Source organism: Actinomadura sp. J1-007 (assembly GCF_009793335.1).
GTDB classification, from domain to species: domain Bacteria; phylum Actinomycetota; class Actinomycetes; order Streptosporangiales; family Streptosporangiaceae; genus Spirillospora; species Spirillospora yumaensis.
The window spans coordinates 4,745,655-4,758,059 of sequence record NZ_WING01000001.1 but is presented as its reverse complement, the minus strand read 5'-3'; the positions used below and the strand labels follow the sequence as shown (position 1 = coordinate 4,758,059).

General features: G+C 74.0%; 14 protein-coding genes. 7 read left to right on the top strand and 7 right to left on the bottom strand.

What is annotated here, in order from left to right:
* Positions 1-11: 11 nt before the first annotated feature.
* Together GEV43_RS21565 and GEV43_RS50720 are read left to right on the top strand one after the other, a co-directional pair.
* Complete coding sequence (locus GEV43_RS21565; protein ID WP_160822223.1) at positions 12-1,349, top strand: DivIVA domain-containing protein; 1,338 nt, start codon at positions 12-14, stop codon at positions 1,347-1,349.
* Between the two features lie 165 nt (positions 1,350-1,514).
* Positions 1,515-3,533, top strand: coding sequence for an AI-2E family transporter (locus tag GEV43_RS50720; RefSeq protein WP_309239758.1), 2,019 nt, complete (start codon positions 1,515-1,517; stop codon positions 3,531-3,533).
* Between the two features lie 10 nt (positions 3,534-3,543).
* Here the strand turns inward: GEV43_RS50720 and GEV43_RS21555 are convergent, their stop codons facing one another.
* From GEV43_RS21555 to GEV43_RS21540, 5 genes are all read right to left on the bottom strand, one after another.
* Positions 3,544-4,335, bottom strand: a complete 792-nt coding sequence (locus GEV43_RS21555; RefSeq protein WP_160822222.1) for an alpha/beta fold hydrolase — start codon at positions 4,333-4,335, stop codon at positions 3,544-3,546.
* A gap of 118 nt (positions 4,336-4,453) precedes the next feature.
* The gene (locus tag GEV43_RS21550) at positions 4,454-5,176 is read right to left on the bottom strand and encodes an alpha/beta hydrolase (RefSeq protein ID WP_160822221.1); all 723 of its coding nucleotides are present in this window, start codon (positions 5,174-5,176) and stop codon (positions 4,454-4,456) included.
* A 59-nt stretch (positions 5,177-5,235) separates the two neighbouring features.
* Positions 5,236-5,568 (bottom strand): ATP/GTP-binding protein, encoded by a 333-nt coding sequence (locus GEV43_RS21545; protein ID WP_160822220.1) that lies wholly within the window; start codon positions 5,566-5,568, stop codon positions 5,236-5,238.
* Positions 5,569-5,600: 32 nt separating this feature from the next.
* Positions 5,601-5,888 (bottom strand): 3-hydroxyacyl-CoA dehydrogenase family protein, encoded by a 288-nt coding sequence (locus GEV43_RS50715; RefSeq protein ID WP_309239757.1) that lies wholly within the window; start codon positions 5,886-5,888, stop codon positions 5,601-5,603.
* Positions 5,889-5,893: 5 nt separating this feature from the next.
* Positions 5,894-7,195, bottom strand: a complete 1,302-nt coding sequence (locus tag GEV43_RS21540; RefSeq protein ID WP_241682996.1) for a 3-hydroxyacyl-CoA dehydrogenase family protein — start codon at positions 7,193-7,195, stop codon at positions 5,894-5,896.
* Between the two features lie 55 nt (positions 7,196-7,250).
* On the opposite strand from GEV43_RS21540, the gene GEV43_RS21535 reads away from it, so the two are divergent.
* Positions 7,251-8,273, top strand: coding sequence for an LLM class flavin-dependent oxidoreductase (locus GEV43_RS21535; RefSeq protein WP_160822219.1), 1,023 nt, complete (start codon positions 7,251-7,253; stop codon positions 8,271-8,273).
* Positions 8,274-8,363: 90 nt separating this feature from the next.
* On the opposite strand, the gene GEV43_RS21530 is transcribed toward GEV43_RS21535, so the two are convergent.
* Both GEV43_RS21530 and GEV43_RS21525 read right to left on the bottom strand, forming a co-directional pair.
* Positions 8,364-8,750, bottom strand: coding sequence for an SCO5389 family protein (locus GEV43_RS21530; RefSeq protein WP_160822218.1), 387 nt, complete (start codon positions 8,748-8,750; stop codon positions 8,364-8,366).
* Positions 8,751-8,861: 111 nt separating this feature from the next.
* Positions 8,862-9,050, bottom strand: a complete 189-nt coding sequence (locus GEV43_RS21525; protein ID WP_160822217.1) for a hypothetical protein — start codon at positions 9,048-9,050, stop codon at positions 8,862-8,864.
* Positions 9,051-9,234: 184 nt separating this feature from the next.
* On the opposite strand from GEV43_RS21525, the gene GEV43_RS21520 reads away from it, so the two are divergent.
* From GEV43_RS21520 to GEV43_RS21505, 4 genes are read left to right on the top strand one after another with little or no spacing between them, the layout of a single operon-like run.
* Complete coding sequence (locus GEV43_RS21520; RefSeq protein ID WP_160822216.1) at positions 9,235-10,530, top strand: HEAT repeat domain-containing protein; 1,296 nt, start codon at positions 9,235-9,237, stop codon at positions 10,528-10,530.
* Positions 10,531-10,572: 42 nt separating this feature from the next.
* Positions 10,573-11,253 carry an endonuclease NucS gene (gene nucS / locus GEV43_RS21515; protein ID WP_160822215.1) on the top strand — a complete coding sequence of 227 codons (681 nt, stop codon included), beginning with the start codon at positions 10,573-10,575 and terminating at the stop codon, positions 11,251-11,253.
* Positions 11,254-11,310: 57 nt separating this feature from the next.
* Positions 11,311-11,724, top strand: coding sequence for a DUF3224 domain-containing protein (locus tag GEV43_RS21510; protein ID WP_160822214.1), 414 nt, complete (start codon positions 11,311-11,313; stop codon positions 11,722-11,724).
* A gap of 50 nt (positions 11,725-11,774) precedes the next feature.
* A complete protein-coding gene (locus GEV43_RS21505) occupies positions 11,775-12,359 on the top strand; it encodes a TetR/AcrR family transcriptional regulator (protein WP_160822213.1) in 585 nt (194 codons plus the stop codon).
* Positions 12,360-12,405: the final 46 nt, after the last annotated feature.

The following is a 12,405-nucleotide window of genomic DNA, read 5'->3' as shown; positions in this document are numbered from 1 at the left end:
GATTGAGCCACATGCAGTCCGACATCGACGCCCAGCTCAGCAATTTCTTTGAAGACACGCCCCCACGCGAGTTCGACGTGGTGCTTCGCGGCTACGACCGGCACCAGGTCGACGAGCACATCAAGCAGCTCGACAACGAGGTCCGGCAGACTCGCGAGCAGACGCAGGCACTGCAACGCGAGCTCTCCGACGCCCACCGCCAGCTCCAGGAACAGGAGCGTCCGACCTACTCGGGGCTCGGCGCCCGCATCGAGCAGCTCCTGCGGCTGGCCGAGGAGCAGGCCACCGAGCTCGTCCAGGCGGCCCGTTCCGAGGCCAACGAGATCAAGGCCGCGGCCAAGGTCGACGCCGCCGAGCACCGCGCCACGGCCGAGAACGAGGCCGCCGAGCTGCGCGCCACCGCCCAGCGCGAGGGCGATGACATGCGCAACGCGGCCGAGCGCGAGGCCGAGGAGGTCCGCACCTCCGCCCGCCGCGAGGCCGACGAGCTGACCTCGACGACCGAGCGCGAGGTCGCCAAGCTGCGCGCCACCGCCGACCACGAGGTCGCCGAGAAGCGCGCCGCCGCCGAGCGCGAGATCGCCAAGCTGCGCACCACCACCGAGCGCGAGGTCGCCCAGCTCCGGGCGTCCACCAAGCGCGAGCGCGACGAGATCCTCACCACCGCCAAGCGCCAGGCCGACGAGATGCGCGCGCAGGCCCAGCGCATCCTGGAGGAGAGCGAGGCGCAGCGGGCGCAGGCCGAGGCCGAGTTCGAGATCCAGCTCGCGGCCCGCCGCGAGGAGGCCGACCGGCAGGACGCCGAGCGGCACGCCAACGCCCAGGCCGCCACCCAGAAGCTGGTCGCCGAGGCCGAGCAGCGCGCGGCGTCCGCCGAGCAGCGGGCCGCCAAGGCGACCCAGCAGGCCGAGCAGACCCGGCGCGAGGCCGACTCGCACGCCAAGCAGCTCATGGCCAACGCCCGCAAGAACTCCGACCAGGTCATCGCCGAGGCCAAGTCCCAGGCCGAGCAGCTCCTCGCCGAGACCAAGTCCGAGGCCGACCGGGTCCGCACCGCGGCGCAGCGCCAGGTCGACGAGCTCACCCGCCAGCGCGACAGCATCACCAGCCACCTCAACCAGCTCCGCCAGCTCATCGGCGGGGTGGCCCCGGCGATGGGCGGCGGCGGTGGCGAGCCCGAGCTGCCCGCTCCGCCGGAGAAGGCCGCGATCTCGTCCGCCGAGCCGAAGGCCGCGCCCGCCCAGGCGCAGCAGCCCGCGCAGCAGAAGCAGCAGGCCGCCGCGAAGGCCGCCCCCGGCAAGGGCGCCAAGAAGTCCGAGGAGGACGACGAAGACTGGTGGCAGGAGTAGGACACGTCCCACCCCGCAGCCTGAAACGTACCGTTCTCGTCCGAAAAGCCTAGAGGTGTCAACTACCTCTAGGCTTTTCGTCATCTCAACCTCGTAATGTGCGGTCCGCGCCCTCCTGGGTACCGGACCGCCCAGGCGTATGGCAGGACGGAAAGAGGAGACGGCGTGCCCGACGAGAGCCCCCACAAGGACCGGTCGGCGGCCCCCGGCGAGGGGCCCGCCGACTCCGGCGCGTCCGTCCCCTCCCCCGGCCCGCCCGTCGACGACGCCCCCGGCGACCCGGCCGAGCCCCGCTCGCGCGGCAGAAGCCCTGCGGCCACCCTGCGCCGCGCCTGGCGCGCCCGGAAGGCCCGCATCCGCACCGGCTCCTCCCCCGAGAAGCCCTCCATCCCGCGGGCCACCGCCGATCGCCCGTCCCAGTCGCACGGCACCTCCCCCAACGGCACGCCCGCCCCGGTCCCGGCCACGCGCGCGCCCCGTTCCGACGACGCGGACGACGCCGAACGCGGCACGCCCGCAGACGACGACGCGACGGAAAGCTCAGGAGCCGCGAAGAACACCGCCGGCCCGGCCCCTGACAACACCCGTTCCGACGACGACGCAGACGACGCCGGACGCGACTCAGACGGCAAGGCGGCCGAGAGCACCGAGCGCACGAGAGACGCCCCCGGCGCGGCCACTGGTGGCGCGCATTCCGAGGACGCGGACGACGCCGCGGCCGAGAGCGAGGGGATCTCGAAGAACGACACCGGCGTGGCCGCTCCTGGTGCGCGTTCCGGCGAAGACACGGGCGATGCCGGGCCCGGCGGGCGCGCGGATGACGACGCGGCGGAAGGCACAGCGGGCGCGAAGAACGACACCGGCGCAGCCGCTCCTGGTGCGCGTTCCGGCGAAGACACGGGCGATGCCGGGCGCGGCAGGCGCCCGGATGACGACGCGGCGGAGGGCACGGAGGGCGCGAAGGGTGCCGTGGGTGCGGGCGCTTCTGGTGTGCGTTCCGGCGAGGGCGTTGAGGACGGGGCGGGTTCGCGGGCGGTGGCCGTGGCGGGGGGCACGGTTCCGGCGGGGGACGTGCCCGATCCGGTGCACGACATCGAGCAGCGCAAGCGCGAGGCGGGGGTCAACCGGCTGTTCCCGTTCGGGCGGCCCGGGGAGCCGCTCGGGCGGGCGCATCCGTTCGTGTTCGGGTTCACCGGCGCGCTGGGCGTGATCACCGCGTGGCTGCTGGTCAAGGCCGCCACCAACGCCCAGTCGGTGCTGGTGATGATCCTGGTGGCGATGTTCCTGGCGGTCGGGCTCAACCCGGCGGTCGAACGGCTGAAGCGGCTCGGGCTGTCGCGCGGCTGGGCGGTCGCGGTGGTGTTCCTCGGGGTGCTGCTGTTCGTGGCCGGGTTCCTCGCCTCGCTGATCCCGCCGCTGACCGAGCAGGTCACCGACCTGACCAAGAACGTCCCGGACTACATCCAGCAGCTGCGCGGCAACCGGCGCATCGCCGAGTGGGACAAGCGCTACCACCTGCTCCAGCAGGCCCAGGACAAGATCAACGACTCGAAGTTCCAGCAGGACCTCGCCAAGCGCGCCTACGACGTCGGCAAGATGGCGCTCAGCGGCACGTTCCAGACGCTGACCGTGCTGATCCTGACGCTGTACTTCCTCGGGTCGCTGCCGCAGATCAAGTCGTTCGCCTACCAGCTCGCGCCGCGCTCGCGGCGGGCGCGGGTGGCGCTGCTCGGCGACGAGATCCTCGACCGGATCGGCGGGTACGTCGCCGGCCAGTTCACCATCGCGTTCATCGCGGGCGTGACCTCCTACATCTTCCTGGAGATCCTCGGCGTCCCGTACGCGCTGGCGCTCGCCCTGATCGTCGCGGTCACCGACCTGATCCCGCTGGTCGGCGCGACCATCGGCGCGTCGATCGTGTGCCTGGTCGCGTTCCTCACCGGGACCTACGAGGGCATCGCCGCGGTGATCTTCTACATCGTCTACCAGCAGGTGGAGAACTACCTGGTCTACCCGCGGGTCATGAAGCGGACCGTGGACGTGCAGCCCGCCGTGACGATCGTCGCGGCGCTGATCGGCGGGACGCTGCTCGGCGTCGTCGGCGCGCTGCTGGCGATCCCGACCGCCGCCGCGATCTCGCTGCTGATCCGGGAGATCGTCTTCCCGCGGCAGGAACGGCTGTAGCGCGGCCGGGTCAGTTCGCGAGGCGCGCCACCGCGGTGGCGAACTCGGCCACGGCCTGGTTGAACAGGTCGGGCTGCTCGACCGGGCACAGGTGCCCGGCGCGCTGGATGACGAGCAGCTCGGCGTTCGGCAGCGCGTCCGCCATCTCGCGGGCCTCGTCCTCGGTCGCGAGGACGTCCTCGGAGCCGACCATGACGAGCGCGGGGACCTTCAGCTCCCGCAGGGTGTCGAACGAGTCGGGCCGTGCGGCCATCGCGCGCTGCGCCCACGCGGCGGCCGGGGCGGGCGTCGCCTGGACGAGCCCGCGCACCCGCCCGTAGATCAGGGCGCGCTGCCGGAGCGTGGTGGGCCCGACGAGGTGCGGCAGGACCTCGTCGACGAGGACGCCGACGCCGCCCTCGCGTTCGAGCCGTTCGGCCTGGCGCAGGCGCGTCTCGCGCACGGCGTCACCGTCGGCGGACGCGCGGGTGGCGCAGAGCACGACGCCGAGCACCAGCTCGGGATGGCGGCGGCACAGGGCCATCGCGACGTACCCGCCCATCGACAGGCCGCAGACGACGGCGCGCGGCACGCCGAGGCGGCGGAACAGGCGGGCGACGTCGTCGGCCATGGCGTCCACGGACGGCTCGTCCGCGCCGAGCACCGACCCGCCGAAGCCGCGCAGGTCCGGGGTGATCACGCGGAACCGGTCGGCGAGGCCCTCGCGCTGGCCCAGCCACATCGCCGACGACAGGGGGAAGGCGTGCAGCAGGACGAGGGGCGTGCCCGCACCGACGTCTCGTGCGTAGAGCTGGGCGGTCATGGTGGCGCCGTCCTCCCCGTTCTCGTCCCCGATGACCGCCGTGTACGCGGCGGTCAGGTCATCGTCGCCTGTTTGTGCGTCGGGGTTGAGTGGGGTGGCCGCGATCGGTCGCGCGGGTTTACTTGTCCGTTTCGTCCCATTCGGTGGGAAGCGGGTGCGCGTGGGGCGCGACGCGCCGCACGATCTCGTTGAGGGCGATGCGCACGTAGGGTTCGCCGACCCACAGGTGCTTGGCCCCGTCCACCGCGACCACCTCGGCCTGGGGGACGCGTTTGAACCGTTCCCGCGCCTCGGCCGGGCGCAGGTAGTCGTCCAGCTCCGGTACGAGCGCCAGCACCGGGCGGCCGTCGGCCCCCCAGGCGTCGAGGTCGGCGTCGCCGGCCCGGTGCAGCGGCGGCGAGAGCAGGATCACACCCTCCACGGCCGGGTCGCGGCCCCACTTGAGGGCCAGTTCGCTGCCGAAGGACCAACCGAAAAGCCACGGGTGCGGGAGGTCGTGGAACTCGGCGAACTCCACGGCCGCCGCCACGTCGTACCGCTCGGTCTCGCCCCCGCCGAACTCGCCCTGCGACGTGCCGCGCGGCGACGACGTCCCCCGCGTGTTGAACCGCAGGACGGCGATGTCGGCGAGCGCGGGCAGCCGGTACGACGCCTTGCGCTGGACGTGGCTGTCCATCATGCCCTCAGCGGTCGGCAGCGGGTGCAGGCAGACGAGCGTCGCGACCGGCGGCCGTTCGGGCGGCAGGGCCAGCTCACCGACCAGCTCCAGCCCGTCCTGGGTGTGCAGCGTGATCTCCTCGCGCCGCGCCGGCAGCACCGTGGCCGCCCTGATCTCCGCCATCGTTCCCTCTTCCGCTCGCGCGTGGCCGTGGCCCTGATGTGGTCGTGGACTGGTCGTGGTCAGTAGCGCGGGGCGTTGCGCGCGCGCTGGACGCGCGGGCCGCGCCGGGCCCTGGCCGCCCAGCAGGGGCGGTGCCAGTGCCGCCGGTCGTCCGCGTCGCCCCGGCCGTCCGCGGGCCAGGCCACCACGTGCGGGACGCCCTGCGGGATCTCCTGGTCGCAGCCGGGGCAGCGGTACGGCTTGGCCGCGTTCGCGCCCGCGATGCTCCGGACGATCCAGTCGCCGTCCGGGCCTCGCTCGGTCTCCTGGCTCCACGGGCCCCCGCCGCCGTCGCCGTTCCCGCCGGGCGGACGTCGGTCCCGGGGGATTCGGCGGTTCTTGCGGGGGCTCATGGAATCCAGGGTATCCAGGACATTCGGCCGTCTCAGCGGAGCGGACGGCCCGCGGTGACGTGCTCCTCCAGCAGCGGCGCGGGAGCGAACGCGGGCTCGCGGGTCTCCTCGTACAGCGCCCGCAGCACGGCGACGGCGCGGTCCAGGCCGAGCCGGTCCAGGTCGGCGATGGGACCGGTCGGGTAGCCGCAGCCGAGCGTCATCGCGGCGTCGATCGCGTCGGCGCCCGCGTAGCCCGCGCCGAGCATCGCGGCGGCGTCGTTGAGGTACGGGAAGCGCAGCGCGTCCACGATCCCCCCGGCGCGGTCGCGGCCGCGCACGGCCGTCAGCCCGAGCCGTTCCGCGAGGGCGGCCGCGCGGTCGGCGAGCCCGGGGCGCTCGCGACGGTCGCGGCGATCTCCACGAGCGTGCCGTCCGCCTCGGGGAAGCGCAGGCCGACCACGTCGGCGGGACGGCCCGAGGCGACCGCGAGCCCGATCACCGGGACGGTCACGGCGGTCGTCGCGAGCACCGCGTCCGGCGGCGCGGCCTTCGCCAGCGCCGCGAGGGCCGGCGCCCGCTCCGCGTCCGTCCCGGCGGCCTCGATGACCAGGTCGCAGCCGGACAGGGCCGCCTCGTCGTCCGCCGCGACCCGCCGGACCTCGGCGCCCGCCGCGCCGCAGGTGCGGGCGACGGCCGTCGCGTACGGGCCCGTTCCGGCGACGCCGACGACCGGGGGCGGGCCGTCGGCCGCGTCGCCCGCCGCGCCCTCGTTCCCGGAGGCGGTGCCGCCGTAGGTGTAGAAGCCCTGGCCGGTCTTGCGCCCGAGCAGCCCGGCGGCGACCAGCTCGCGCAGCACGGGCGAGGGCGCGTGCCGCCGGTCGCGCGACTCGGCGTAGACCGCCTCCAGCACCTCCAGGCAGGTGTCGAGGCCGATCAGGTCCATCAGGGTGAACGGGCCCATCGGTAGGCCCGCCCCGCCCTTCATGGCGGTGTCGATGTCGTCGCGGGTGGCGTGCCCCGACTCCAGCATCCCGGCGGCCTGGTTGAGGTAGCCGAACAGCAGGCGGTTGGCGACGAACCCCGCGCGGTCGCCGACCGTCACCGGCGTCTTGCCGAGGTCCTCGACGAGCGCGGCGACGCGCGCGACGGCGTCCGGCTCGGTGAGAACGGTCCCGATCACCTCGACCAGCCGCATCACCGGCGCGGGGTTGAAGAAGTGCACGCCGACGATCTTGGACGGGCGGCGGGTGGTGACCGCGATGTCGGTGACCGACAGCGACGAGGTGTTGGTGGCGAGCACCGCGTCCTCCCGGCACACCCCGTCCAGCGTGGCGAACACGCGGCGCTTCAGGTCGAGCCGTTCGGGCACGGCCTCGATCACCAGGTCGCACCCGCCGAGGTCGGCGAACTCGGTGGTCAGCGTGGTGCGTCCGAGGATCGCGTCGCGCGCCTCCCCGGTCAGCCGCCCGCGCTCGACCGCCCGCCCGGTCGAGCGCTCCAGGTGCCCGCGCCCGCGCTCCAGCGCCTCCGCGTCCACCTCGACGCCGACCACGTCGAGACCGCCCCGGGCGAGCACCTCGGCGATGCCCGCGCCCATGGTGCCCAGTCCGACGACCCCGACCCTGCTGAACGAACCGCTGCTCATGCCCGGCAGTCTCCCAGAGCGCTCGGCCGGCCCGGCGGGCGGGTACGAGGGGAGCGTGCGCTTCGGAATCTTCCTCCTCTCCGCCCGTTTCCCCGGCCAGGACGACGCCGCCGCCCTCGCCAGGACCGCCGCGGCGGCGGTCGCCGCGGAGCGGGCCGGGTTCGACGACGTGTGGCTCGCCGAGCACCACTTCATGCCGTACGGCGTCGTGCCGTCCGCGACCGTGCTGGCCGGGCACCTGCTCGGGCTGACGTCGCGCGTGCACGTCGGCACGGCCGTCAGCGTCCTGTCCAGCCAGCACCCGGTCGCGCTCGCCGAGCAGGCGGCGCTGCTGTCGCTGGTGTCCGGCGGCCGGTTCCGCCTCGGCGTCGGGCGCGGCGGGCCGTGGCGGGAGCTGGAGGTCTTCGGCACCGGCCTGCCGCGCTACGAGCACGGCTTCGCCGAGTCGCTCGACCTGCTCCTGGCCTGGCTGCGTTCGGAACGGGTCGGATGGTCCGGCGAGCGGTTCCGGTTCCGCGAGGTGCCGGTCGTACCGCGCGCGCCCGTGCCGCCGCCCGTCGCGGTCGCGTGCACCTCCTCCGCCACCGAGTCCCTGGCCGCCGCGCGCGGCCTGCCCATGCTGCTGGGCATGCACGTGGACGACGAGGAGAAGGCCGCCGCCCTCGCCCGCTACGCCGCGTCCCGTACGGAAGGGGCGGCGGACGGCCGGATCGGGCACATCTCGACGCATCTCGCGCAGGTCGCGGGAACGCGGGAGGAGGCCGTCGCGACGCTGATGCGGGAGATGCCGCCCTGGCTCGGCCCCGGGCTCGACGGCTACGTGCCGGTCGACGACCGTCCTCGCCGCCCGAACGACCCGGTCGCCTACACGCGGCGCCTGTGCGACCTGCATCCGGTCGGGTCGCCGGACTACTGCGCGGAACGCCTGGTCCGCACGGTCGGACGGACAGGGGTCCGGCACGTCATCCTCCTGGTCGAGGCCGCCGGATCCCGTACCGCGACACTGGAGAACATCGCACGCCTGGGCGCGGAGGTCGTTCCCAAGGTCCGCGCCGCCGTTCCTGCGGAGAAAACGTGATCGAGCCTCGTTGAACGTCCGAATACGACGGGGGCCGGACCGCGATGGCGGTCCGGCCCCCGTGGCGTGCCTGCGCCGCAGGCGGCGGCGTCAGCAGTCGCGCAGTTCGGGCGACTGGTTGAGGATCTGCTCGCGCGCGGTCACGAACCGCCGGTACTCGTCCGAGTCGCCCGTCGGGAAGACGGCGACGCGGTGGCAGTTCTGGAACGCCAGCTTCACGCCGAAGTACCGTTCCAGCGTCCCGCGCATGGCGTCGCTGGCGAGCACCCGCAGGAGCTGGCCGCGCGCCTTCTCGTCGGGCGGCGGCGTCAGGTTGTCGGCGAACTCGCCGCCGTCGACCTGGAGCCGCGCCACCAGACCGCTGATCATCTCCCAGGCGTACGGGAGCGAGGTCCGGATGCACTCCACGAACGCCTTGTCGTCGATCTCGCCGCGCTGCGCGTCTTCGAGGAGCTCCGGGGACACGTCAAGGGACATCGCCTGGTTCCTTTCACAAGGGACGGGCACCCACCACTCGTGACGCTAGACACGACTCACCGTAAATACCAGGCTTGACAGCCGCGCTCACCGCCCGTAACCGGCCTCGGCTCAGCGGCCCGCCGCGGCGGCGCGGGGACGGCCGGGGCGGCGCACGCCGCGGGACGTCCACGTGGCGCGCTCCGCCCAGTAGGCGCGGGCGCGCCGGGCCCGCCCGGCGTCGCGGGCGGCCTTCGCCTCCGCCCTCAGGTCGCGGGTCCGCTCCTGGATGATCGAATGCATGATGTCGTGGTGGAACACGGCCCCTCCTCCGTCGCGGGCCCGTCCTTCCGGCCCGACATCTAAGAGGTTCGTTCTAAGGCGGGTGCCCCTACATCGGGACGAAGCCCTATATCCACTCCGGGAACGACTTAGAAGCCCTCAAGCAGGCGGAACACCGTAAGCACCGGCATAAGACCGGTGCCCGCTGGCAGAATCGCGGAGCATGAACGATCATGACCCGCTGGCCGGGCTCGACGAGATCGACTGGGCCGCCCTGGCGCACGCCTACGGTCCCGCCGAGGACGTTCCAGCGCAGGTCAGGGAGCTGACGTCCGCCGATCCCGCCGAGCGCGCGACGGCGCTGCACCACCTGTACGGCAACATCTTCCACCAGGGCAGCCGCTACGAGGCGGCGGCGCACGCGGTGCCGTTCCTGCTGGCGCTCGCCGCGCACCCGCCGACGCCCGACCGGGACGAGGTCGTCCACCTGCTCGCGGCCCTCGCGATCGGCCTCGACGAGTCGCACCTGCCCGCGGGCGTGGACGCCGCCGGGTGGCGGGCGCAGGTCGCGGCCGTTCTCGCGGTGGACGAGGCCGAGCGGCTCCGCGAGCTCGACGCGTGGGTGGCCGAGGCCCGCGGCGAGAGCGAGCGCCGCGTCCGCGAGATGCGCCGCGACGCGTACGACCACGCCCGGTCGCGGCGGTTCGCCCGGGCGGAACTGGACGCCTACGACGCCGTCCGCGCAGGGACGCCCGTCTTCCGCGCCCTGCTCGCCGACCCCGACCCGGCGGTACGGGCCGCGGCCGCGTACACGCTCGGCTGGTTCCCGGAGAACGCCGCCGAGTGCGCGCCCGCGCTCCGGGCCCTGCTCGGCGCGGAGGACGACGCGTCCGTCACCGCCAACGCGATCGTCTCGCTCGGCCTCCTCGGCGACACCGGCTCGGTCCCCCGGCTCCGCCGGTACCTCGACGCCGCGCCCGGCTCGGACACCGCGCCCGGCTCGGACACCGCGTCCGGCTCGGACGCCGCGCGCGACGGCGGGAGCGGGCTGGTGCGCTGGGCGGCGGCGGTCGCGCTGGCGCGGCTCGGCGCGACCGAGGCGGGCGTCATCGCCGAGCTGGCCGCGGCGAGCGCCGAGCCGCCCGCCGTGCCCGAGGACGGCCCGCCCGTGGCGTTCATGGACGGCGACCTGCGCGCCTACTCGTCCGCCTGCCTCGCCGAGCTGGACGGCGAGATCCCCCGCGAGGCCGTGGACGCCGTCCTGGACGGGCTGTCGCGCACGTCGGAGATCGCCTCGTTCGGGATGGCCGCCGCCGCGCTGCGCCTGACCTTCGGCCCGCCCCCGCCCGAGCCGCCCGGCCCGTACGAGACCCTTCCCGAGGACGCCCAGCGAGCCGTCCGCGTCCTCGCCGGCATGTCCGAGCCGACCTGGCAGTGGGTCAACTTCACCGAGATCCTGACCGCGTGGAGCTTGCCGTCCGAACGCGACGCCCTCCGCGGCTACGCCGGGCTGCGCTGACCGGGTCCCAACGGGTCGGCGGGCTTACTAGGGTGGGGCACCGTGCGTCTCGTTATCGCCCGTTGCAGTGTGGACTACGCCGGCAAGCTCACCGCCCACCTGCCCATGGCCCCCAGGCTCGTCCTCATCAAGTCCGACGGCAGCGTGAGCGTCCACGCCGACGACCGCGCCTACAAGCCGCTCAACTGGATGAACCCGCCCTGCACGCTCCGCGAGGAGCCGATCGAGGAGAACGGGGCGGTCGCGCGCTGGACGGTCACGCACGGCAAGTCCGGCGAACGGCTGATCCTCACGATCGAGGAGTTCCTGCACGACTCGTCCCACGAGCTGGGCCTTGACCCGGGTCTCCAGAAGGACGGCGTGGAGGCCCACCTCCAGGAGCTGCTCGCCGAGCACATCACCACGCTCGGCGACGGCTGGACGCTGATCCGCCGCGAGTACCCGACCGCGATCGGGCCGGTCGACATCCTGTGCCGCGACCACGGCAGCGCGACGGTCGCGGTCGAGATCAAGCGGCGCGGCGAGATCGACGGCGTCGAGCAGCTCACCCGCTACCTGGAGCTGCTCAACCGCGACCCGCACCTCGCGCCCGTCCGCGGCGTCTTCGCGGCGCAGGAGATCAAGCCGCAGGCCCGCGTCCTCGCCACCGACCGCGGCATCGACTGCGTCACCCTCGACTACGACGCCCTGCGCGGCATCGAGCACGAGGGCACCCTGTTCTGAGGCCGATTCGGTACGCGCGGCCCGCACAGGCGCCGCCGCGGCGGGCATGATTGCGGCATGACGACCCTTCACGCCGGCGGCACCTTCGACATCGACACCTGGGAAGCCGACAAGCCGTACGACGAGCAGGGCGGCACGAAGTTGACCCGGGTGCACGTCCGCAAGACCTTCCACGGCGACCTGGTGGGCGCCAGCACCGCCGACCTCCTCACCGTCGAGACGGCGGGCGGGCCCGCCGCGTACGTGGGGGTGGAGCTCGTCCGGGGCATCCTGCACGGGCGCGAGGGCACGTTCGTGCTCCAGCACAGCGCGGGCAGCGAGGACGGCACCGCCGACACCCAGTGGCTGCGCTGGCTGATCGTCCCCACGTCCGGGACGGGCGAGCTGGAGGGCATCCGCGGGCAGGGCCGGATCACCGTCACCGAGGACGGCGGCCACGTCTGGAAGCTCGAGTACAGCCTCGCCACCTGACCGTCCCGCGGCGCGGTGGCGGGGTTTCGCGGGGCCGGTAATCTGCACCCATGCCCCCGGCGACCACCGACACGACCCGCGAGCGGATCATCGACGCGGCGGAGGAGTGCTTCGCGCGCTTCGGCGTCGCCAAGACCACCGTGGAGGACATCGCCGCCGCGGCCGGGCTGTCGCGCGCGACCGTCTACCGCAGCGTGACCGGCGGCCGGGACGAGCTGATCCTCGCCGTCATCCTGCGCGACCTGCACCGGTTCCTCGACCGGCTGGCGGCGCGGCTGCGGCGCGAGCGGTCGGTGCCGGAGGCGATCGTCGAGGGCACCCTCGACGCGGTCAGGTTCGTCCGGGCCGAGCCGGCGGTCGCGCGGTTCCTGGTCCCGGAGGCGGCGGGGCACATGCAGGCCGCGGTCGCGGGGTCGGCCGAGCACGTCCTCGCCCAGTGCTGCGACTACGTCCGCCCCTACTTCGAGCAGGCGCAGCGGCAGCGCCGGCTGCGGGCCGACATCGAGGTCGAGGGGACGGTCGAGTTCCTGTTCCGGATCATCACCTCGCTGATCGTGATGGACCGCGACCGCGACGACGAGGGGCTGCGCCGGTTCCTGCGGACCTACGTCGTCCCGGTGATCACCGGCCCGTGACCGGGCCGCCGGCCGGGGCCCGCGATCCGGGCCCTTGACGCGGGCG